18 protein-coding genes and 1 tRNA gene are annotated in these 22837 nt (G+C 70.9%); 16 read left to right on the top strand and 3 right to left on the bottom strand.

The genetic code is table 11. The annotated features are described in order from the left end of the window. Positions 1-238: 238 nt before the first annotated feature. The 4 genes from ACZ5VC_RS03995 (at position 239) to ACZ5VC_RS03980 (ending at position 7694) form a co-directional block, all read left to right on the top strand. Positions 239-2311, top strand: coding sequence for a glycosyltransferase family 4 protein (locus ACZ5VC_RS03995; RefSeq protein ID WP_469118511.1), 2073 nt, complete (start codon positions 239-241; stop codon positions 2309-2311). A 233-nt stretch (positions 2312-2544) separates the two neighbouring features. Then, on the top strand, positions 2545-4044 hold the full coding sequence (locus ACZ5VC_RS03990; protein WP_469118510.1) for an SDR family NAD(P)-dependent oxidoreductase: 1500 nt from the start codon (positions 2545-2547) through the stop codon (positions 4042-4044). Between the two features lie 138 nt (positions 4045-4182). Continuing rightward, positions 4183-6270: a hypothetical protein gene (locus ACZ5VC_RS03985; protein ID WP_469118509.1), complete on the top strand. Its 2088-nt coding sequence runs from the start codon at positions 4183-4185 to the stop codon at positions 6268-6270. Between the two features lie 194 nt (positions 6271-6464). Then, positions 6465-7694, top strand: coding sequence for a glycosyltransferase family 2 protein (locus ACZ5VC_RS03980; RefSeq protein WP_469118508.1), 1230 nt, complete (start codon positions 6465-6467; stop codon positions 7692-7694). 75 nt (positions 7695-7769) lie between these two features. Here the strand turns inward: ACZ5VC_RS03980 and ACZ5VC_RS03975 are convergent, their stop codons facing one another. After that, the gene (locus ACZ5VC_RS03975) at positions 7770-9806 is read right to left on the bottom strand and encodes a hypothetical protein (RefSeq protein ID WP_469118507.1); all 2037 of its coding nucleotides are present in this window, start codon (positions 9804-9806) and stop codon (positions 7770-7772) included. 243 nt (positions 9807-10049) lie between these two features. Here ACZ5VC_RS03975 and proB point away from each other — a divergent pair, with 243 nt between their 5' ends. The 5 genes from proB to ACZ5VC_RS03950 all read left to right on the top strand — a co-directional run bounded on the left by proB (position 10050) and on the right by ACZ5VC_RS03950 (position 15092). Continuing rightward, positions 10050-11156, top strand: coding sequence for a glutamate 5-kinase (gene proB, locus ACZ5VC_RS03970; RefSeq protein ID WP_469118929.1), 1107 nt, complete (start codon positions 10050-10052; stop codon positions 11154-11156). 154 nt (positions 11157-11310) lie between these two features. Beyond that, positions 11311-11820 carry a hypothetical protein gene (locus ACZ5VC_RS03965; RefSeq protein ID WP_468705859.1) on the top strand — a complete coding sequence of 170 codons (510 nt, stop codon included), beginning with the start codon at positions 11311-11313 and terminating at the stop codon, positions 11818-11820. Positions 11821-11917: 97 nt separating this feature from the next. Beyond that, positions 11918-13201 carry a glutamate-5-semialdehyde dehydrogenase gene (locus ACZ5VC_RS03960; protein WP_469118506.1) on the top strand — a complete coding sequence of 428 codons (1284 nt, stop codon included), beginning with the start codon at positions 11918-11920 and terminating at the stop codon, positions 13199-13201. A gap of 117 nt (positions 13202-13318) precedes the next feature. Then, a complete protein-coding gene (locus ACZ5VC_RS03955; RefSeq protein ID WP_469118505.1) occupies positions 13319-13927 on the top strand; it encodes an SCO2584 family spore wall biosynthesis protein in 609 nt (202 codons plus the stop codon). A 91-nt stretch (positions 13928-14018) separates the two neighbouring features. Next, positions 14019-15092: an SCO2583 family membrane protein gene (locus ACZ5VC_RS03950; RefSeq protein ID WP_469118504.1), complete on the top strand. Its 1074-nt coding sequence runs from the start codon at positions 14019-14021 to the stop codon at positions 15090-15092. A 10-nt stretch (positions 15093-15102) separates the two neighbouring features. On the opposite strand, the gene ACZ5VC_RS03945 is transcribed toward ACZ5VC_RS03950, so the two are convergent. After that, positions 15103-16167: a M48 family metallopeptidase gene (locus ACZ5VC_RS03945; protein ID WP_469118503.1), complete on the bottom strand. Its 1065-nt coding sequence runs from the start codon at positions 16165-16167 to the stop codon at positions 15103-15105. Between the two features lie 257 nt (positions 16168-16424). On the opposite strand from ACZ5VC_RS03945, the gene ACZ5VC_RS03940 reads away from it, so the two are divergent. The 6 genes from ACZ5VC_RS03940 (at position 16425) to ACZ5VC_RS03915 (ending at position 20329) form a co-directional block, all read left to right on the top strand. Next, positions 16425-16586, top strand: a complete 162-nt coding sequence (locus ACZ5VC_RS03940; protein WP_468705849.1) for a hypothetical protein — start codon at positions 16425-16427, stop codon at positions 16584-16586. Positions 16587-16639: 53 nt separating this feature from the next. Next, a complete protein-coding gene (gene nadD, locus ACZ5VC_RS03935) occupies positions 16640-17257 on the top strand; it encodes a nicotinate-nucleotide adenylyltransferase (RefSeq protein ID WP_469118502.1) in 618 nt (205 codons plus the stop codon). 19 nt (positions 17258-17276) lie between these two features. Continuing rightward, positions 17277-19034 carry an LCP family protein gene (locus tag ACZ5VC_RS03930; protein ID WP_469118501.1) on the top strand — a complete coding sequence of 586 codons (1758 nt, stop codon included), beginning with the start codon at positions 17277-17279 and terminating at the stop codon, positions 19032-19034. A gap of 67 nt (positions 19035-19101) precedes the next feature. Continuing rightward, positions 19102-19533, top strand: a complete 432-nt coding sequence (gene rsfS / locus ACZ5VC_RS03925; protein WP_468705843.1) for a ribosome silencing factor — start codon at positions 19102-19104, stop codon at positions 19531-19533. Further along, positions 19530-20183 carry a histidine phosphatase family protein gene (locus ACZ5VC_RS03920; RefSeq protein WP_469118928.1) on the top strand — a complete coding sequence of 218 codons (654 nt, stop codon included), beginning with the start codon at positions 19530-19532 and terminating at the stop codon, positions 20181-20183. The genes rsfS and ACZ5VC_RS03920 overlap by 4 nt, the downstream gene beginning before the upstream one ends. A 73-nt stretch (positions 20184-20256) precedes the next feature. Continuing rightward, positions 20257-20329: transfer RNA gene (locus ACZ5VC_RS03915), tRNA-Ala, on the top strand. Positions 20330-20350: 21 nt separating this feature from the next. On the opposite strand, the gene ACZ5VC_RS03910 is transcribed toward ACZ5VC_RS03915, so the two are convergent. After that, positions 20351-21241: a helix-turn-helix transcriptional regulator gene (locus ACZ5VC_RS03910; protein WP_469118500.1), complete on the bottom strand. Its 891-nt coding sequence runs from the start codon at positions 21239-21241 to the stop codon at positions 20351-20353. A 103-nt stretch (positions 21242-21344) separates the two neighbouring features. On the opposite strand from ACZ5VC_RS03910, the gene ACZ5VC_RS03905 reads away from it, so the two are divergent. Then, entirely contained in the window at positions 21345-22778 is a 1434-nt protein-coding gene (locus ACZ5VC_RS03905) for an MFS transporter (RefSeq protein ID WP_469118499.1), read from the top strand. Positions 22779-22837: the final 59 nt, after the last annotated feature.

The raw sequence follows: 22837 nt of genomic DNA, 5'->3' as shown, positions 1-22837 counted from the left end.
CCCCCCCCCCCCCCCCCCCCCCCCCCCCCCCCCCCCCCCCCCCTCCCCCCCCCCCCACCCCCCCCCCCCCCCCCCCCCCCCCGCGGCGCGTTTTCCCGGTGTCCGGCGCGCGGCTCCCGCGGGCGCGCGATCGGACGACAACGGAAAATGTCAAGGGGTGCCGCGCAACCTCCGGCACCCGGCGCCCGTCTAGTAACGCGGGGTGAGGCGAGGCGCCCGCCCATTGAACGGAGCGTTGATGAAGATCTCCTTCCTCATCCACACGATTTACGGCATCGGTGGGACCATTCGCACCACGCTGAATCTCGCGGAGGAGCTCGCCGACCACCACGAGGTGGAGATCGTCTCGGTCTTCCGGCACCGGGACATCCCTCTGTTCACCATCGACCCGCGCATCACCGTCGTCCCGCTGGTCGACACTCGCCCCTCCTCGCCGACCTGCGAGAAGGAGCACCCCGACCACCTGAGGCCCGCCGAGTTCTTCCCCCGCGCCGAGGCGCGCTTCAAGGAGTACAGCGGGCTCACCGACGAGCGGGTCCGCGCCCACTACGCCGCCTCCGACGCCGATGTGGTCATCGGCACCCGGCCGGGCCTGGTCGCCTACGTGGCGCAGTTCTCGCCCGAGGGCGCCGTGCTCATCGGCCAGGAGCACATGACGCACAACCACCACAAGCCGGTGCTCCGCGAGCAGATGCGGCCCCATCTCGCCGCGCTCGACGCCTTCGTGACGGTCTCCGAGGGCGACGCCGCCGTGTGGCGCGAGCAGATGTCCCTGCCCGGCACCCGTGTGCTGTCCATACCGAACAGCATCCCCGAGCCCACCGTCGCCCCCTCCGACCTGGAGGGCACCACCATCGTCGCCGCCGGCCGGCTGGACCGCGGCAAGCAGTACGACGTCCTCATCGACGCCTTCGCCGAGGTCGTCGCCGTGCGCCCCGAGTGGACCCTGCGCATCTGCGGCTGGGGCACCGACAAGGACCGGCTGCGCGCCCGGATCGACAAGCTCGGCCTGAACAACAGCGTCCTTCTGATGGGGCCGCGCTCGCCGATCGAGCCGGAGTGGGTCAAGGGCGCCATCGCGGCCTCCACCTCCCGACACGAGTCCTTCGGAATGACGCTGGTCGAGGCGATGCGCTGCGGTCTGCCGGTGGTCAGCACCGACTGCGACTACGGCCCCCGCGAGATCATCAAGGACGGCGAGGACGGTCTGCTCGTCCCCGTCGGTGACGCCGACGCGGTCGCCCGGGCGCTGCTGAAGCTGATCGACGACAAGGAGCTGCGGCACCGGATGGGGGCCGCGGCGATCGTCAACTCCCGGCGCTACGACCCCGGTTCCGTGACGAAGCAGTACGAGGACCTCTTCGCCGAGCTCGGCGCCGGGTCCGCCCAGCGCACCGCCCCCACCAAGGCGTCCGGCGCCCCGGAGGAACCGGCGGCCGGGACCTTCGTACCGATGGCGGACTGTGTCGCCGAGGGCGACGGCTCCCTGACCGTCACGATGGTCTCCCCGCAGGCCGCCGTCGCGAAGTACGAGGGCCTGCGGCTCGTGTGCACGCCGATGGAGGGCGACGCCGACGAGCAGGTCTTTCCGTTCGGCGCGGACGGTACGGCCAGGATCCCGGCCGGCGCGGACCTCGCCGAGGGCAACTGGATGTGCCACGCCGACCATCCCGCCTCCGGCCGGCGGGTGGGCATCCTCGCCCGCGCCGTCGACCAGCGCGGTTCGCTCGCGGTCCGGGACCGGCTGACCCCCGGCGCCGGCTTCCGCCACCTCGTGCCCTACCGCCGCGCCCCCAAGAACCATCTGGTCCTGCGCTCCTGGATACGCGAGCTGCACGCCGAGGCCGGTGACATAGACGTCAGCCTCCGTGACGGGCGGCTGACCGTCTCCGGCCGGCTCGTCGGCCCGGCGGCGCCCGGTGAACGGCCAGAGCTGGTGCTCCGCCGCCGCGGCGAGGACTCCACCGAGGAGCTCGTCCTCCCCGGGAACCGGGTCGGCGAGAGCGGATTCCGGGCCACCGTCCCCGCGGCCGCCGTGGTCGCCCGCCGGCGCGGCGAGAAGGAAGCCTGGGACATCTGGCTGCGCCCCGCCCCCGGCCAGGAACCGCTGAGGGTCGGCAGGGTCCTCGACGACGTCGTCCTCAAGGGCCCCGTCTTCGTCTATCCGGAGCCCCTCCTGCACCGGCGGCGCCCGCTGCTGACCGTCCGCCGGGCCCTGCGCAGGATCCAGCGCAAGCCCCAGCTCCTGGTGCGCGTCAAGCTCGCGTACGACGCCGACAACGCCCTGGTCCTCCATGTCCTCGACGCGTGAGCGCCCCGCGCGCCGGACGAGGGCGGACCGCGCTCACCACGGCCCGCGCTACTGTCGTGCCCGTGTGGCATCGGTCACCCGGCCGCCTCACGGCGACCCCCCGAACGTCCCTGGCCACAGGGTGAACACTCCGTGTCCGGGTGGTGTGCCGCAGCCGATGCCCGCCTTGCGAGACGGTCACGGAGAGTGCGACCATCACATCGTCCCCCAGCCAAACCGAGGTAGGTCGTTCTGTGTCTGTGCCGCATGAAGGCAAGCCCCGCACCACCGCAGTCGTGCTCGCCGGGGGTACCGGCCAGCGTGTGGGACTCGCGATCCCGAAGCAGCTGCTGAAGATCGCGGGCAAGGCTGTCATCGAGCACACGCTGGCGATCTTCGAGCAGGCGGACTCCGTCGACGACGTGATCGTGCTGATGGCCCCGGGGTACGTGCCCGAGATCGAGAAGATCGTCGCGAAGGCCGGGCTCACCAAGGTCACCCGGATCATCGAGGGCGGCGCCACCCGCAACGAGACCACCGAGCGCGCCATCGCCGCCCTCGGCGAGGGGCTCGCGGAGGGTGAGGACCGCAACGTCCTCTTCCATGACGCTGTCCGTCCGCTTCTGTCACAGCGCGTAATCAAGGACTGTGTCGACGCCCTTGAGCGCTACCAGGCCGTCGATGTCGCCATCCCGTCCGCGGACACGATCATCGTGACCCGCACCCACGGCGAGGACGGCGAGTTCATCACCGACGTCCCGGACCGCTCCCGGCTGCGCCGCGGCCAGACCCCGCAGGCCTTCAAGCTCTCCACGATCCGCAGGGCGTACGAAGTCGCCGCCGGGGACCCCAACTTCCAGGCCACCGACGACTGCAGCGTCGTGCTGAAGTACCTGCCCGACGTGCCGATCTGCGTCGTCGCGGGTGACGAGTACAACATGAAGGTGACGCAGCCGGTCGACGTCTTCATCGCCGACAAGCTCTTCCAGCTCGCCTCCACCGCCGCGCCCAGCCCGGCGGACGAGGCCGGCTACCGCGAGCTGCTGTCCGGCAAGACCCTGGTGGTCTTCGGCGGTTCGTACGGCATCGGCTCCGACATCGCCGAGCTGGCCGAGGAGTACGGCGCCAAGGTCTACGCCCTGGGCCGCTCCACCACCGGCACCCATGTGGAGAACCCCGAGCACGTCGACGACGCCCTGTCGAAGGCGTACGCGGAGAGCGGCCGGATCGACTACGTGATCAACACAGCCGGTGTGCTGCGCATCGGCAAGCTCGCCGAGACGGACAACGCGACGATTCAGGAAGCGCTGAACGTCAATTACCTGGCACCCGTCCACATCGCCCGCGCCTCGTACAAGTATCTGGCGGAGACCAAGGGACAGCTTCTGCTGTACACCTCCTCCAGCTACACTCGCGGCCGCGCGGAGTACAGTCTTTACTCGTCCACCAAGGCGGCCATGGTGAATCTCACCCAGGCACTCGCCGACGAATGGGCGGGTGACGGAATCCGGGTGAATTGCGTCAATCCGGAGCGCACCGCAACCCCTATGCGTACGAAGGCATTCGGTCAGGAGCCCTCGGGTTCGCTGCTGTCTTCCGAGGCCGTGGCCCGGACCTCGCTGGACGTGCTGCTCTCCGAAATGACCGGTCATGTCATCGACGTACGGCAGCAGGACCCGACCCGTGAAGCCTCCGAAGCGTCCGGATTCGAGCAGGCCCTGGCCTCCGTCCTGGATCGCCAGGAAGATGTGTAATACTCAATAGATGTGCTTTATCGGGCCTCTGCAGTCGCCAATATGCGAATGCAGAGGCCCGAGTTCGTGAAGCTCAGTCTTCACGAGACCTCCCCTCGATGTGAATAAACCGGCACCCCCCTCTGGAGCAGGTTCTTCGTGATTTCGACCGCCATCCGCCTGGCACGCGTGGGCAGCGGGACCGAGTTGGCCGCCGCAGTCCTGATGGGACTCGGCTATCCATGCGTCATGCTCGCCGCGCTCATCCCGAACCTCTGGTTCTTCGCGGTGGCCGGTGCTGTGACCTATGTCGCCGACTGGTATCTGCATCAGAAGGACAGCTATCTGATCAACCGGCTCGGCAAGGTCCGCGCAGGACTCCCGATCCGGTTCCTCGTCCGCCAGTTGCTGCTGATCCTGCTTCTCGCCCGGGAGAACCTCGCCGAGCAGCCGATCTTCTACGCCGCGGTCGCCGGCTTCCTGATCTTCTACGGCCTCCAGGCCCCACAGGGAGCGCTCGCCACCCTCATCCGCCTGCGCCGCACCATGCCGGTCGCCACCCGCAATGTCGACCTGCACGGCGTACGCATCCCGGACGCCCCGCCGAAGGCGCTGCTGAACCGCTCCGCCGAGAAGATGCTCCACCTCGACGTCCCGGCCATGGCCGGCGTGATCTACGCGGCCTCCACCGGCGAGGACATCGCCGCCTACGCCGGCGTCGCGCTCACCCTCGGCCTCGGCCTGCTCTACACCCTCGTGCTCATCCCGTACCTGCGCCGCGGCCGCCGCGTCCCGTCACCGTCCGCGGTGATGAAGACCGTGCAGAACTGGCTGCGCGAGTACCAGCCCACCGTCGTCCTGTACTTCTCCGGCTCCGACGAATCCGCGTACCAGGTCAACATGTGGCTGGAGACGATGGAGCAGATCGAGGGCCGCCCGCTGATCATCATGCGGGAGCGGACCCTGGTGCCCAAGCTCGCCGCCACCTGCGTCCCGATCATCTGTGTGCCGGGCGGCACCCATCTGATGCAGCTCGATCTGTCGACGGTCCGGGTCGGGCTCTACGCCGCCAATGTCGGCAAGAACATCCACATCCTGCGTGTGCCGACCATGAAGCACGCCTTCATCGGCCACGGCGACAGCGACAAGCTCGCCAGCGTCAACCCCTTCTCCAAGGTCTACGACGAGGTCTGGACGGCCGGCCGGGCCGGCCGCGACCGCTACGCGCTGGCCGACGTCGGCGTCCGCGACGAGGACATCGTCGAGGTGGGCCGCCCGCAGCTGGCGCCGATCAAGACCTGGACCGGGTCGCCCAAGAACCCGATCCCGACGATCCTGTACGCCCCCACCTGGGAGGGCTGGGACGACAACCCCGGCAACACCTCGCTCCTGCTCGCCGGCGAGAACATCGTCCGGCGACTGCTGAACGCCGAGAAGCCGGTCCGGGTGCTCTACAAGCCGCACCCCTTCACCGGTCTGGTCAACCGCAAGGCCAAGGCCGTGGACGCGCGCATCCGCACGATGATCGCTACCGCCGCCGCCGAGCGGGCCGCCGAACCCCGCTGGGCCGAGGAGGCCGCCGCCGCCCGCGCCGAGCAGGAGGCGGCCCGCGCCGAGCTGGCCCGTATAGAGGCGCGGCTCACGACACTCGCCGCGTCCGTACGCAAGAACGGCGACGAGTCGGAGGAGTCCCGGGTGTCCCTCGCCGACCCCGAGCGGCTCGCCGAGAGCAAGCGGCTGCGGGCCGAGTGGAACGACGCGTACTGGCGCTCCTTCGGCTGGTGGGAGCACAGAGCCATCTCCGGCTCCGAGCCCAAGCTCTACGACTGCTTCAACGAGGCCGACGGCATGGTCTCGGACATCTCCAGTGTCGTCTCGGACTTCATCGCGAGCGGCAAGCCGTACGCGGTGACCGACTCGGCCGAGCTGGGCGCCGACGAGTTCCGTCGCCAGAACACCGCCGTGCGGGCGGCCGTCCTCCTCACCAACAGCGCCGCGGAGATCGGGGAACTCCTCGACGCGGTCGCCGACCCGGCCGCCGACCGTCTCGCCGCCGACCGGCGCGAGCTCAAGGAGTACCTCCTCGGCCCCGACGAGCCTTCCTCCGTGGAGCGGTTCAACGCGGCACTGCGGGCGCTGGCGGCCAAGGCGGAGGCGCGCAACGCCGGCGTGGACCAGCGCCTGACCGTGCCGCCGCCCGTCGAGCCCGAGCCGCCCGTGCAGGCGGAGGCCCCGGTGGCCGGCTGAACGCGACCGCCGACGGCCGTCGTCCGTGCCGTGAGCGGACCCCGGCGGCGGTGAAAGCCCGCGCACATGACCCGTACGCACCTTCGAAAGAGGGTCGCCTACGGGTCTTTGTGTTTGCCGATACGCGCGTGTCACACTCCAGGGTCACGATGGCGAACGTCCCTTTCCCTTACGGCCGTAGTAGCTAGGTACCGATGACTGAGACCTCCCCGCGCGATGTCAGCACCCCCGACGTCAGCGTGATCGTCGGGGCGTACGAAGCGATGCCCTATCTGGTGAAGTGCCTGGAGTCCGTGGAGACGCAGACACTCGGCGCCGAACGCATCGAGATCGTCGCCGTCGACGACGGCTCGACGGACGGCACGGGGGAGTATCTGGAGGAGTTCGCCGCGCGCAGCGCCGTACCCACCCGGGTGGTGCGGCAGGCCAACTCCGGTGGCCCCGGCGGGCCGCGCAACAAGGGCCTGGAGATGGCCCGCGGCCGCTATGTCTACTTCCTCGACGCCGACGACTACTTCGGCGAGGACGCGCTGCAGCGCATGGTCCAGATGGGCGACCGGGCCGGTACCGATGTCATCCTCGGCAAGGTCGTGGGCGTCAACCGCGATGCCGCCAAGTCGATGTGGAAGCGGACGGTCGAGCGCGCCGACATCTACACCTCCAACGTCAAGTACACGCTCAGTGCGCAGAAGTTGTTCCGGCGCTCGCTCCTCGTCCGGCACGGCATGCGGTTCGACGAGTCGATGCGGACCGGCGAGGACGCGCTGTTCACCATGGAGGCGTACCTGCGAGGCGCCGGTGTCTCGGTGGTCGCCGACTACCCCTGCTACTACCTGGTCGGCCGCGACGACGGCAAACACCTGACCAGGAGCGTCGGTTACGAGTCGCGCTTCCACTCTGCGAAAGCGCTGATGGAGCTCATCGCCGCCCATGTGCCGCCGGGGGAGCGCCGCGACCTTCTGATGGTGCGTCCGTTCCTCACCACCCTCCTTCCGCAGTTCGGTCTCGGCGTGCTGACGTACCCCGACGACGTCATGCGCCACAAGCTGGAGCTGGCCGCCCCGCTGATGAAGGCGTACTGGACGCCGAGCCTGGCCCGGCGGGTGAAGCCGGCCGACCGGCTGCGGCTCACCTGCGTCGCCGAGGGCCGGGTGGCGGAGCTCAAGGACGTGACCGCGTTCCTGAAGCAGGGCGAGGCCCCCGAGCAGGTGCGCTCACGGGGCCGTGTCTTCCTGGCGTATCCGCACTTCCGCGACAAGGCCTCGGGGCTGCCGGACGAGGCGTACGAAGTCTTCGACGCCCCCGCCCACGGACCCGTCGTCCGGGCCCGCCGCCTCGCCGGGCGGGTGCTGCGCCGCATACGCCGCGAGATCCGGGGGCGTCTCGGGCGCCTGCGCCCGGGCCGCCGTCAGGGCGCCGCGTAGCGCGGCGGAGTACGCGAGCGGAGGGGAGCGCCGCCTTTCGGTGCTCCCCGCCCCTCCTCTCCCAGATCCCTTGGCTCAGCCCATCCGCGGGCTCGGCGACTGCGCCGCGGGCCTCGGCGACGGGACCGGCGTGCGGTTGCGGTGCGCCGCCTTGGCCCGCAGGTTCTCCACGGCCGCCGCGAACCGCACCGGCGACGGCGGGTCCGCCGGGCCGAGGAGCTGCTCCTTGAGTTCCGCCCGCACGTCCCGCAGCGCGTCCTTGGCCGGGTCGCGGACCGTCTCCAGAAGCGCCGGCACGCCCCGCCCGTCCGGCGTGAGGACCGTCGCCGCCCGGACGGTCGGGAAGACCGCCCGGAACTCGTGCTCCGGCAGTCCGCCCGTGTTGGCCACCGCGTACGGTTTCCCGCTCGCCAGGAAGTCGCAGACGACCGACGACACATCGCTGATCAGCAGGTCGGCCTGGTTGAAGCAGGAGTACAGGCCGGGCCGGGCCCCGCTCACGACCCGGTGCTCGCCCGGCGCCAGCGACGCCCAGTACGCGTCCTCCCAGGCCGCGGTCGCGCGCGCCACATCGGCCGCCCGCCCAGGCGCCGGGGCTCCCTGCCGGAGCATCCGCTCCACCCCGTCGGCCCGGGACGGGAACACCTCATCAGTGGTCCGCGCCAGCTCCTCCGCGGACGGCTCGGGCGACGCGCCGCCACCGGCGTCCGCCCCATGCTGCCGCCGCTGCGCCGCCACCCGCACCAGCTGCTTGATCCGCGCGTTCGCCGCCTCGGCCCGTGGATCCACCGAGCCCGTCATGGGATGCGGCTTGTACAGCAGCCGCACGCCCGGATCGGCGAGCAGCGCGCGCACCAGGTTCTCGCCGGCCAGGATCACCGAGGTGTTGCCCGGGTCGTCCGTCCACCCCTCCCACGTGGGGGCGTACAGCACCGTCAGGAACCGGCCCACCGGCGGGCCCGCGTACGGCAGCACCGGAGCCAGCTGCGGACGGCCGATCTCCACCACGTCCCGGTCGTCGACACCGACCTCCGCCAGGGCGTACCGCTCGCGCGCGGCGGGCCCGGCCACCCACACCTCGTCGTAGGCCTTGGCGTACGGATTGCAGCTGGAGAGCTTGTCGCTCTCGCCGTGGTTGACGAAGGCGTGCTTGATGCTGGGAATCCGCAGCACCTGCGAGGTCTTGCCTGAGTTCGCCGGGTGGATCAGCACCCCGAGCGTGGACTGTTCGAGCCGCATCAGATGCGCGACCTTCGGCACGCAGATCACCGGGATGTCGGTCGCGCCGATCTTCTGCATCATGAACCGCTCACGCAAGACGATCACCGGGCGCCCGCCGAGCGCGGCGAGCGGTTCCAGCCACATGTTCGCCTGGTAGGCGGAGCTGGTCCCGCCGGAGAAGTACATCCCGACCGTCGGGCGGTACTCCGCCAGCCAGCGGTCGAACCAGGCCAGTACCTCCGCCTCGCCCGCCGGACGCCTTCCCGGCAGCAGCCGGACCACCAGCACCGCGAATCCCGTTCCGGCCAGCAGCACCGAGACCACGACGCCCGCCCCGGCCCAGACCCCGGCGCCGGTCAGCGCCGCCGCCACCAGACCGGCCGTCGCGGGCAGCCCGCAGGCCAGCAGTCGTGCGCCGGGATGGCGGGTCAGCAGCGCGGGCGGTGCGGTGGACAGCCGCAGCGCCGAGGCGTCGATGTTCCGGGTCAGGACCGGGAGCGTCCGGGTCCGGCGCACCTTGGCGGACGCTCCCTGGCACGCGAAGTGCAGGGCGTAGCAGAGCAACAGGCCGTAGCAGAGCGGTAGATAGAGCAGCCCTGGACCGTACCGTTCCAGATTCATCAGCCCCGCCACCAGCAGCAGGTCCCGCAGCAGATGCCGGACGGGCACATCCGCCCGCGCCTTCGACAGGACCCGGCTCAGCCCCCGGTGACGGCGGTGGATCAGTACTTCCAGGGCGAGCCCGGCTGCGGTGGACACGGCGAGCACTACGGCGTCCGGCCGTACGGCACCGGCGACCTGCCCCGCGAAGGCGGCGCCCAGTGCCGCCAGCGGACCCAGCCGGCGGGCGGTCGCGCGGGCGTGCCGGACAGAACGTCGGACAGTTGACACGGGTGCTCCACGGGGACGAGGGCGGGACCGGACAAGGAGCCAAACGAGCCATCGTGGCCGACTCCCCGCCGCCGCCGTGAAGTTCACCTGAATCGACCCGATTCGAGAGGAAGGTTTACGACTTTCGTCGCTCTGTGTTGACCTCGCCGGATCGGTCGCGGGCCTGTCCAGCGACTGAAATGGACGAGCGCCGTCCGTCGCCCCTTGGATAGATTCGCCCATGTGACAGTGGCAAGGCAGTACGTGACGGAAGCCCGCAGGATCGTCGTCAAGGTCGGTTCGTCCTCCCTGACCACCGCGTCGGGCGGCCTCGACGCCGATCGTGTCGACGCCCTCGTGGACGTACTCGCCAAGGTCCGCAGCGGCGGCGAGAAGGAGATCGTGCTGGTCTCCTCCGGCGCCATCGCCGCCGGTCTCGCACCGCTCGGGCTCGCCCGCCGTCCCAAGGACCTGGCCCGCCAGCAGGCCGCGGCCAGCGTCGGCCAGGGACTGCTCGTCGCCCGCTACACCGCCTCCTTCGCGCGCTACGGCGTCAGGGTCGGCCAGGTGCTGCTCACCACCGACGACACCAGCCGCCGTGCCCACTACCGCAACGCCTACCGGACCCTCGACCAGCTGATCGAGATGGGCGCCGTCCCGGTCGTCAACGAGAACGACACCGTGGCGACCGACGAGATCCGCTTCGGCGACAACGACCGCCTCGCGGCCCTGGTGGCCCATCTCGTCCGCGCCGATCTGCTGGTCCTCCTCTCCGACGTCGACGGCCTCTACGACGGCGACCCGTCCAAGCCCGGCACGTCCCGCATCGCCGAGGTGACCCGGCCCGAGGACATCTCACATGTCGAGATCGGAAGCGCGGGCAAGGCGGGCGTCGGGACCGGCGGAATGGTCACCAAGGTCGAGGCGGCGCGCATCGCCGCGGCCGCCGGAACCCCGGTCGTCCTCACCTCGGCCAGCCGCGCCGCCGATGCCCTGGCCGGCCGCGACACCGGGACGTACTTCCACCGCACCGGCCGCCGCTCCGCCGACCGGCTCCTGTGGCTCGCCCACGCCTCCACCCCGCAGGGCGCGCTGATCCTGGACGACGGGGCCGTACGTGCCGTGGTCGAGGGGAAGAAGTCGCTGCTCCCGGCCGGCATCGCGGCGGTCGAGGGAGACTTCGTCGCCGGCGACCCGGTGGAACTCCGGGACGCCCACGGCCGGCCCGTCGCCCGGGGCCTGGTCAACTTCGACGCCAAGGAGATCCCCCAGCTCCTCGGCCGCTCGACGCGCGACCTCGCCAAGGAGCTCGGTCCGGCATATGAGAGAGAGGTCGTACACAGGGACGATCTCGTCGTCGTCCGGCCCTGAGTGCGGAGCTGAAACGGCTGAAAGTCCGGCCATCCGGTAGAGACCTTCCCCAAAACCGCCCCAAGTCCGGTCGCGGGCTGGTCAACTTTGTCTCGGGGGCAAGGCGGGGTACAGCCCTGGGTACAGCACCAACGCATCAAACAGGAGGCCGCCGGTGAGACGAGCGCGCCCGGGGGCTCTGCCCCGAGGGACGGCCGAACGTGCCCTGACCAGTGTCGAAGCCGGGGTCGACTTCGACGCCGTCGACGAGGACCGGGAGGCGGACCGCAGCAGCCATCCCAGTACGGGCCGGACGGCCCGCACCCGCGGCGAGGAACGCCCGGTGTCGAAGCTCTGGCACATCACCCTCAGCGCCTCGGGCCCCGAAGCCCCGCTGAAGGACGTCAGACGCGGCCTCGAACAGCTCGCCCACGACCATCCCTTCCTGCTGACCAGCCGCTACGCCAATGATCACGCGGAGATCCGCTACTGGGAAGAGGCCCGCGACCTGCACGACGCGGCCGCCGTGGCCCTGCGCCTGTGGGGCGAGCACCGGCAGAGCGCGAAGCTGCCGCCCTGGGAGATCGTCGGCCTGGAGGTCATCGACCGCGAGACCTACCACCAGAGGATCGCCGAGGGTTACGGACCACCACCGGCGGCCCCGGTGGGTGTCCATCCCTTCTGAGGCGCCTTGTGGCCCTTGGGGCGGGTTCTGTCTCGGAGTGCGGGATACGTACGGGATACGTGCGGGGTACCCGCGCCGACGGCATTACCCTGCGAGCATGACCTCGCAGACGTCCTCCGACACTCTCTCCCCGGTCGCCCAGGCGGCGCACCGGGCCCGCGCCGCCGCCGCCGACATCGCGCCCCTGCCGCGCGCGGCCAAGGACGAGGCGCTGCTGGCGATCGCCGACGCCCTCGAAGCCCGGACGGCCGAGATCGTCGAAGCCAACGCCGAGGACGTCACGCGTGCCCGCGAGGCCGGCACCAGTGAGTCCATCATCGACCGGCTCACGCTCACCCCCGAGCGGGTCCGGGCCATCGCCGCCGACGTCCGGGACGTGGCCGCGCTGCCCGACCCGGTCGGCGAGGTCGTGCGCGGCTCGACCCTGCCCAACGGGATCGACCTGCGACAGATCCGGGTGCCCCTCGGTGTCGTCGGCATCATCTACGAAGCCCGCCCCAATGTGACCGTGGACGCCGCCGCCCTCTGCCTGAAGTCCGGCAACGCCGTCCTGCTGCGCGGTTCCTCCTCCGCGTACTCCTCGAACACCGCCCTCGTCGCCGTGCTGCGCGACGCGGTCGCCTCGACCGGTCTGCCCGCCGACGCCGTCCAGCTGGTGCCGGGCGAGTCCCGCGACTCCGTGAAGGAACTGATGCGGGCCCGCGGTCTCGTGGACGTCCTCATCCCGCGCGGCGGAGCCTCCCTGATCCGCACGGTCGTCGAGGAGTCCACCGTCCCCGTCATCGAGACCGGCACCGGCAACTGCCACGTCTACGTGGACGCGCGGACCGACCTCGACATGGCCGTCGACATCCTGATCAACTCCAAGGCGCAGCGGCCGTCCGTCTGCAACGCCGCGGAGACCCTCCTGGTCCACCAGGACATCGCCGCCGAGTTCCTGCCGAAGGCCCTGGACGCGCTCGCCGCCGCGGGCGTGACCGTCCACGCGGACGAGCGGGTGCTGCCGTACGCCGAGGGCTCCAAGGCGACCGTGGTGGCGGCGGTGGAGGAGGACTGGGAGACCGAGTACCTCTCGTACGACATCGCCGCGGCCGTCGTCGACTCGCTGGACGCCGCCGTCGCGCACATCCGGCGCTGGTCCTCCGGGCACACCGAGGCGATCGTCACCACCTCGCAGGCCGCCGCCCGCCGCTTCACCCAGTTGGTCGACTCGACCACGGTCGCCGTGAACGCGTCCACGCGCTTCACGGACGGTGGCCAGTTCGGCTTCGGCGCCGAGATCGGCATCTCCACGCAGAAGCTGCACGCCCGCGGGCCCATGGGCCTGCCCGAGCTGACGTCGACGAAGTACATCGTCACCGGCGACGGCCACACCCGGTGAGGAACGAGGGCGGGGAGTAACGCCCAGTAGCGCCGCGCAGCGGGCAGCGGGCGGTGAAGCTCGCCCTCTTGCCCGTTCTCCCTGCCCAAACCGCTCGCCCAGGGCTACCCTGAATTCGTGCCGGACGACGTGGGGGGCAGGCCGTTCCCGGACGGCTGGGAGCCCGACGACGACCGCGGTGGCGCCGACGAGTTCGCCTCCGTGGTGTTCGACGAGGACTTCGTCCGGGCCGCCGAGATCCATGAGCCGACCGCCGTCGAACGGCTGCTCGCCGCCGCCCAGGCCCGCGCCGAGGCGGAGGCCGCCCGGGCCAGAGCCGGCGGCGGAGCGGGCGAGGACGAGCTGTTCGAAGACCTCTACGGCCCCGACGGCTACGCCCGCGAGCACGGCTACGGCGAGGGTGTCCTGCCCGACGACTTCGACGAGTACGACGACTCCGGGCCCTACGGCCGCCACGGCGGCGCCCTGCGCCCCTACCGCGGCAGCGCCCGCTGGCACCGTCCGGTCGCCTGGGTGCTGGCTCTGGTGATGGGCGTCGGGATGGTCGCGCTCGCCTTCACCGCCGTCTACCGGGGCGCCTCAGGCAACAGTCAGGACCAGGTCCCGGCCCCGGCGACGACCGGAATCGACACCCCCAGCGCCACCCCGCCGAGGGCCGCGCGCCCCTCCGCCTCCGCCGAGTACTCGGCCCCGCCGGCCTCACTCGCGCCCCGCCCCGGCCCCTGACCGGGCCCCGCAGACGGGCCCCGGCCGAAGTCGCGGAACTTGGCGTTCTCCCCAGCGTTTACCGAGGTCCCCGCAGACCTACCCTGAAGGTATGGCAGGGAGTGGCGACCCGCCTGAGGGGACCCCCGAAGGGCTCCCCGGCGGTGGTGAGGACGAGTACCGATCCGTCGTCTTCGACGAGTCGTTCGTCCGTGCTGCCCGGCTCCAGGAGTTCTCCGCGCAGGAGCGGATGGGCGAGCACGCCCGCGCCGTCCGAAGCCGCCCCGCCTGGCGGCCGAGAAGCGGAGCGAGACAGGGAATCCTGCTGGTCCTCCTGATCATCCTGGCCTTCGGAACCGCCATCTATCTCGGCGTACGCAATCCCTATCTGCCCCCGGCGGACCAGCGCGCCGAACCCCTGCGGGTCACCGTGGTCCCCCTGGAGCCCCGGGGAAAGGTACCGGGAGGCACGCCCGAGGAGCTCTACGCGCACAGCCCCGCGGCCCAGTACCGATCCGGGGCCGCCGGCATCAACCTCCCGTCCGCCCAGCGCACCGCGCACTTCTCCGAGGGCCAGGTGACGACCGCGCTGACGATCGCCAAGGACTATCTGGCGAGGTCGTCCCTCGACCCCGACGTCCTGACCGGCGCCACGGACCGGCCCGTCCGTCTCCTCCTCGACCCGGACCAGCTGGAGCAGTTCGACCGGAGCGTCGCCTCCCCGTCGGACGACGGGCAGCACGCGACCAGCGGCTGGCTTGTGCGCTTCGACCCCGACAAGGTGACCCTGGCCGACACCGCCCCGAGGGTGCAGGGCGCGCTCCGGTTCGCCGAGACGGAGCCGGACGTCCTCGATGTGACCTCGGACCACACCTTCACCTACGCGGTACGCCCGGCCGGCGAAGGCCCTCCCACCGAGGCCTCGCTGTTCACCGTCCGCCGTGAGCTGCACTTCCGCTTCGACCGCGAAGACCTGCAGATGCACCGGGTCGAGCTGGTGACCAGCGTTGTCCAGGCGGGGCCGCAGGACTGCTCGGCCGCCGACACCTCCGGCGCCCTGCGTCCGCTGCTCGCCGGCCGTCAGGCGAGCGGAGGCGGCCCCGCGGGCACCGACCCGTATGCCACGGGCCGGGACGCCGCCTCCCTCTGCGGAGTTCTGGCACCGAGCTCTCAGCCCTCGCCCTGACCGCCGGCTCTCAGCCCTCGTCCCGACCGCCGTCCTTGGCGCCGCCGCCGGAGCCCCCGCCGGTGAACTTGTCGCGCAGCTTCCCGCCCAGGTCCCCCGCGCCGCCCGCTATGTCGCCCACGAGCTTCATCAGCGGATCCTTGCTGCCCCGCACCGAGTCGGCGTAGTGCGCCGCCGACTCGCGGAAGGAGTCGCTCACCGAGGCGTCCTTGTCGTCCTCGCGCCGCGGGTAGTGGCCGTCCATGATCCGCTGGTGGTCGCGGCTCTCGGACCACTTCTTCAGCTCGGCCGCGCGCACGGTCGTGAAGGGGTGCGAGCGGGGCAGAACGTTCAGAATCTTCAGCACCGAATCGCGCAGGTCGCCGCCGGACTCGTACTCCTCGGCCTGGGCGAGGAACGCGTCCACGTTCATCTCGTGCAGATGGTTGCCGCCCGCGATCTTCATCAGGCCGCGCATCGACGCCTGAAGATCCTGGCCCACCAGCAGCCCGGCCCGGTCGGCGGACAGCTCCGACTTGCGGAACCACTCCCGCAGCGCGGTCACGATCGCCATGATCGCGACATTGCCCAGCGGAATCCAGGCGATCTTCAGGGCAAGGCTGGTGAGGAAGAGCAGCACCGTGCGGTAGACCGAGTGGCCCGAAAGGGCATGGCCCACCTCGTGGCCCACGACCGCCCGCATCTCCTCCTCGTCGAGCAGCTCCACCAGACCGGTGGTGACGACGATGATCGGCTCGTCGAGACCGATGCACATGGCGTTGGGCTGCGGGTCCTGCGTGACGTACATCGGAGGGACCTTCTCCAGGTCCAGGATGTAACAGGCGTCCCGCAGCATGGTGTTGAGATGCGCGAACTGCGCGTCGCTCACCCGCACCGAGTCGGAGAGGAAGAGCAGACGCAGACTGCGCTCCGGAAGCAGCCCGCTGAGCGCCTTGAAGACGGTGTCGAAGCCGCTGAGCCGGCGCAGGGCGACCAGCGCGGAACGGTCCGCGGGATGCTCGTACGCCCGGGAGGAAATACCCGGGAAGCGCTTGCGCTGCCTGCTCGGCACCTTCTCGTGGCTGCTGTCGGTCATGGATGCCCCCTGCTTTCTACGAGACCTCGGCCCGTCCCCCTGACGGCTCCCAGCCTAGGTGCTGGGCCCATGACGTGCCGGGGCCTGTGGACAACGCGGACCCTGTGGACAAGTCGGGACTCGGCCGATTCCTGCCGCACGCGGATATCGCGACTGAGAACCCCAACGACTGAGTCGGCGTGAGCGTGCCCGGACCGCCCGCATACGATGTTCGCGAAGTCTCCGCTCCCACCCCCGATCGATAGGTACTGCTGAAGATGAGTCTCCCCAGCACCGCCGCCAGCCTGGTCACGCTCGCCGAGGGCGCCGAGCACGGCGGCAACCACGAAAGCCTCAGCCCGTACCTCACCGGTGGCGGCGCCCTCTTCGCACTGCTCCTGCTGCTGTGGATCACCACCCGCTTCAACCGCGACCGCTGATCCGGCGACCGCCGGGACAGGGTGCTGCCGCCGTGCCAGTAGGCTCTGCACGCATGGGAGAGCAGGAAGTGCCTACTGGTCCGGGCAAACGCCGACTCGGTGTGATGGGCGGGACGTTCGACCCGATCCACCACGGACACCTGGTGGCCGCCAGCGAGGTGGCCGCCCTGTTCCACCTCGACGAGGTGGTGTTCGTGCCGACCGGGCAGCCGTGGCAGAAGACCCACAAGGTGGTGTCTCCGGCGGAGGACCGCTATCTGATGACGGTCATCGCCACGGCGTCCAACCCCCAGTTCTCGGTCAGTCGTATCGACATCGACCGTCAGGGGCCGACGTACACCATCGACACCCTGCGGGAGCTGCGCTCGCTCAACAGCGACGCGGATCTCTTCTTCATCACGGGCGCCGACGCGCTCGCGCAGATCCTCACTTGGCGGGACGCCGAGGAGCTGTTCGCGCTGTCGCACTTCATCGGGGTCACCCGGCCCGGTCACGACCTGACGGACGACGGTCTGCCCGAGGGCGGCGTCTCCCTGGTCGAGGTGCCCGCGCTGGCGATCTCCTCCACCGACTGCCGGGCGAGGGTCGCGCAGGGCGATCCCGTCTGGTACCTGGTGCCGGACGGTGTGGTGCGCTACATCGACAAGCGCCAGTTGTACCGCGGCGAGTGAGCCACGGAGAGGGGCACCGGTGAACGACCAGCAGCACCCGTACGACCCGTACCAGCCGCAGCCGCGGATCATCGGCTACGACGCGTACGGGCAGCCGGTGTACGAGCAGCCCGAGCAGCCGGCGCAGTACGACCCGTACGCGCAGCAGCAGTACCCCTCGCAGGGGCAGCAGCCCCAGCAGCAGGGCTACGGCTACGACCCCGCCTACGACCCCTACGGGCAGGGCGCGCAGGGCAGCCATTCCCAGCAGCCGTCGTACGACCCGTACGGCGGCGCGCAGCAAGGCTACGGCTACGGCGGCCAGGGCCCCGGTTACGACACCGGGCAGCAGCAGGCGGCCGTCGACACCACCCAGCAGTGGAACGTTCCGCCGCAGCACCACCCCGACCACCCCGGCCGCCCCGACCAACGCGAGCCGCAGCAGCCGCCCGGGGCCTCACCCGAGGTCCCGATGTCCGCCGTGCCCGGCCAGCGGCGCCCGGAGCCCGACGAGGACCGCGCCTACCGGACCGAGCAGTTCTCGTTCATCGAGGAGCCCGACGAGGACTCCGAGGACGTCATCGACTGGCTCAAGTTCACCGAGAGCCGCTCGGAACGGCGCGAGGAGGCCAAGCGGCGCGGCCGCAACCGGGTCGTCGCGCTGATCGTCGTGCTGGCGCTCGCCGTCGTGGGCGGCGTGGGCTACCTCTGGTCCGCGGGCAAGCTGCCGGGCCTCGCCGGACCGCAGGAGAAGAGCGGTACGGCGTCCGGTCCCCAGAAGCGCGATGTGATCGTCATCCATCTGCACAACACCAAGATGGGCGGCACCTCCACCGCGCTGCTGGTCGACAACAACACCACCAAGCAGGGCACGACCGTGCTGCTGCCCAACTCGCTCGCCGTCGCCAACGACGACGGCACCACGACCACGCTGGGCAAGTCCGTCGAGGACGACGGCTCCTCCGGCACCCGGGAGGCGGTCGGCTCCCTCCTCGGGACGAAGATCACCGGCACCTGGCGGCTGGACACGCCGTTCCTGGAGAACCTGGTGGAGCTCGTCGGCACCATCGACCTCACCACCGACACCGACGTGCCCGGTGCCAAGGCCGGCGCCGAGCCTCTGGTGAAGAAGGGCGAGAACCAGACCCTCAATGGCCCCGCCGCCGTCGCCTACGCCACCTACCGCGGGCCGGGAGAGGCCGAGGCCAAACAGCTCCAGCGGTTCGGCCAGGTCATGTACGGCGTCCTGCGGAAGATGTCCGACGATCCCAAGAGCGCGACGCTCACGGTCGAGACGCTGGCGCAGATCCTCGACCCGTCCCTGCCCGAGAAGGACCTCGGCGCCTCGCTCGCGAAGCTCGCCCAGCACGCCAAGGGCGGCGACTACAAGACGGCGCTGCTCCCGGTCCAGCAGGACGGCACGCTCTCCGACGAGGCGAGCGAGAGTGTGGTCAAGGACATCCTCGGCGGCAAGGTCAGCCCGCCCGAGCAGGGCGCGGCCGTCCGGGTCGGCGTCAGGAACGGCACCGGAAACGCGGACGCCACGGAAGCGGCCCGGATCGTCCTGGTCAACGGCGGCTATGCCTTCATCGACGGCGGAAAGGCCGACACGGAGTCGTCCTCGCAGGTCATCTACGGTGCCCCGGAGCAGAAGGCGAAGGCCGACGAGGTGGCCAAGACGCTCGGGCTCCCGGCCGGCGCGGTGAAGCAGGGCAAGGCGGCCGCGAACGCCGATGTCACGGTCGTCCTGGGCAAGAACTTCAAGATCAAGGGGAAGGCCGGAGCGCAGGACGACTAAGGGTTTGCCGTGCGGTCGGTGGTCCGTGAGACCCTTGAAGTCTCTGACCACCGACGAAAGCCTGCTTGTGACCGCCACGGATCGCTCCATCGAGCTCGTCAACGCCGCCGCTCAGGCGGCCGCAGACCGGCTCGCGCACGACATCATCGCGTACGACGTCAGTGATGTGCTGTCGATCACCGACGCCTTCCTGCTCGCCTCCGCGCCCAACGACCGCCAGGTCAAGTCGATCGTCGACGAGATCGAGGAGCGGCTCAACAAGGAGCTCGGCGCCAAGCCCGTGCGCCGCGAGGGCGACCGCGACGCCCGCTGGATCCTCCTGGACTACGTCGACATCGTCGTCCACGTCCAGCACAGCGAGGAGCGGGTCTTCTACGCCCTGGAGCGGCTCTGGAAGGACTGCCCCGAGCTTCCGCTCCCCGAGGACGCCCTGAAGACCCGGGGCAAGGCCGAGGAGCACGCCCAGCTCACCGGCGCCGCGGACGGTGAGCTGAGCTGAACGGCACCAAGGGCGGCACGGGCCGCCGGATCGTCCTCTGGAGGCACGGCCAGACTTCCTGGAACCTGGAGCGCCGCTTCCAGGGCTCCACGGACATCGAGCTGACCGAGACCGGCGTCGCCCAGGCGCGCCGGTCCGCCCGGCTGCTCGCCGCGATGAAGCCGGACGGCATCATCGCCTCCGACCTCAAGCGGGCCGCGTCGACGGCGGGCGAGCTGGCCGCCATCACCGGGCACTCGGTCACCCACGACGCCGCTCTGCGCGAGACCTACGCCGGCGCCTGGCAGGGGCTGACCCACAACGAGATCGTGGAGCGGTACGGCGAGCAGTACGCCGCCTGGAAGCGCGGGGAGCCCGTGCGCCGGGGTGGCGGCGAGCTGGAGACCGAGGTCGCCGACCGGGCCGCACCCGTCGTGCTGCGGCACGCCGAGAAGCTCCCCGAGGACGGCACGCTCGTCGTGGTCAGCCACGGCGGCACCATCCGCACTACCATCGGCCGGCTCCTCGGCCTGGATTCGCGCAGCTGGGAGAGCCTGGGCGGGCTCTCCAACTGCTGCTGGTCGGTGCTCGGTGAGGGCGCCCGCGGCTGGCGTCTCCTCGAGCACAACGCCGGCACGCTGCCCGAACCGGTCCTCGGCGACGACGACTGACCCGGATTTCACTTTCCGGCAGGTCACAGGCTAAAGTTCTTCTTGTTCGCAGCGCGGAGCGCGAAGAACACGAGGGGCTATAGCTCAGTTGGTAGAGCGCCTGCATGGCATGCAGGAGGTCAGGAGTTCAATTCTCCTTAGCTCCACAATCCCGGATCCCGTCCCCATCAGGGGGCGGGATCCGTGCGTTCCCCCGGAGCCCCGCCTGTCCGTGGCGTCGCGCGCAGCCTCGCGAGCGACTGCCGGCTCTCCTCGTCGTTCGGCGTGTACGCCACGATCCGGCACTCCGGCATCCCATTGACCGACAGCGACACGGACGTCATCCGTATCTCGCCCACGTCCATGTGCCGGAAGGTCTTCACCCGGGGCCCCTGCGGCGCCACGTCGCCGCTGCGCCACAGCCGGGCGAAGTAGGGGCTGGCCTCGCAGAGCCGCTGGACGAACGACTCCCAGGCCGGCTCGCCCACATGCCGTCCGTACGAGCCGCGCAGCTGCGCGACCATCAGCGGCAGCTCCAACTCCCGGTGCGCCAGCGGGCAGTCGGGCTCGGGTGAGGTGAACAGCGTCCACAGCACGTTGCGTATGCCGAATCGCGCACGCCCCGGCAGCTCGAACAGGGCACGGTAGGCGGCGTTGGTCGCCAGGATGTCGTACCGCGCGTTGTAGACCACGGCCGGATGCGGGTCCAGGGCGTCGATGATGCCCTGGATCTCCGGGCTGACGGTCTGCACGTCGGCCGAACGGTCGGGGGCGTAGGCCACCCCCGCCAGGTGGTAGAGGTGCTCCCGCTCCGGCCGGTCCAGGCGGAGCGTTCGCGCGACCGCGTCCAGCACCTGCGCCGAGGCGTTGATCGGGCGGCCCTGCTCCAGCCAGGTGTACCAGGTCACCCCGACCCCGGAGAGCTGGGCGACCTCCTCCCGGCGCAGCCCGGGCGTGCGGCGGCGCAGGCCGGGAGCCATGCCGACGTCCTCGGGTGTCACGCGGGCGCGGCGATTGCGCAGAAAGGCGGCCAGTTCCGGCCGTCGTCGCTGCCGTGTCGGTACTGCCACTGCGGTCATACCCCCCATGGTCGAGGCCCTGTCCCGCCGTTGCCAGGTGCTGCCAGTACCAGCATCAGCGGGCTCTCGTTACCCGTATCGGATCGGCGCCAGGCTCAACGCCATGACGACGACCACCACACGACCCGTACTCAGTAAAGACCCCGGCACTGACAACCGGCCCCGGCTCCTCCTCGCGGTCGTGCTGGCCGCGCAGTTCATGGCGCTGCTCGACGTCTTCATCGTCAACGTCGCCGCCCCCACGATCCGTACCGAGCTCAACGCCTCCGGCGCGGGACTCCAGTTGGTCATCGCCGGATACACCATCGCGTACGCCGTGCTGCTGATCACCGGAGCACGCCTCGGCGATCTGCTCGGCCACCGCAGGATGTACCTCGGCGGTCTCGCCGCCTTCACCGCCGCGTCGCTCGCCTGTGGACTGGCCGCGGGAACCGGCCAGTTGATCGCCTTCCGGCTCGTGCAGGGCGCCGGCGCGGCGCTGATGATCCCGCAGGTCCTCAGCCTGATCCAGCGGAACTTCACCGGAGAGGGCCGGGTGCGGGCGCTCGGCGCGTACTCCGCCGTCCTCGCGACCGGAGCCGCGGCCGGGCAGGTCGCGGGAGGCGTCCTGGTCAGCGCCGATCTGTTCGGCATGAGCTGGCGGCCGGTCTTCCTGGTGAACGTCCCCCTCGGTGTGGCGCTGCTCGTCCTCGGCACGCGGGTCCTGCCCCGCGACCGCCGCGGCGAACCGGAGCGCGCCCGCCCGCTCGACCTGCTCGGCCTCGTGCTGCTGGCCGGGGCCGTGTCGCTCTTCACCGTCCCGCTGGTCCTCGGACAGGAGCAGGACTGGCCGGCCTGGTCCTGGCTGTCGCTGGGCGCCTCCGCCGTCCTCTTCGCGGGCTTCTGCGTCTACGAGTCCCGGCTCGCGCGCAACGGCGGCGCGCCCCTCATCGCGCCCCGTGTGCTGCGCATCCCCGGCATGGGCCGGGCGGTCGTCAGGATCGGCTTGTCGATGGCCGTCAACGCGGGCTTCCTCTTCACCCTCACCCTTCACGTCCAGGGCGGACTCGGCCACAGCGCGATGCGGGCAGGGCTCACGTTCGCGCCCACCGCCGTGATCTTCGGCGCGGTGGGGCTGACCTGGCGGCGCTGGCCGGCGGCCTGGCAGCCCGCCATGGTCCCCGGCGGATTCCTGCTCACCGCGATCGCGGCCGCCGCCGTCGGCAGGCTCCTGCGGGACGGCGGGGACGGCGGTCCCTGGCTCTACGCGGCCTTCGCGGGGGTGGGGTGCGGGCTCGCGCTCGCCTTCAGCCCCGTACTGACCGGGGCGCTCGCGGCCGTACGGCAGGAGGACGCGGCCGACGCGAGCGGCCTGCTCGCCAGCGTGACCCAGGTCGGCCAGCTCATCGGCGTGGCGACGTTCGGCACACTCTTCCTGAACCGTCTCCATGCGCCCGGGGCGCACGTGTCCGCCGACGCGCTCTGGGCGTGCGCCCTGGCAATGTCCGCCGCGTCGATCTTGGGCGCGGTGGCCGGTATGGTGCGCCGACTCCGCTGACCCCCTTGCGTGGCCATGGCAGAATCGGACGGCCGGAGGGGGACGACGGTCCGGACGGG

It is taken from the genome of Streptomyces sp. NPDC033174, from assembly GCF_055577795.1.
This window is presented reverse-complemented; position numbering and strand designations above follow the sequence as displayed.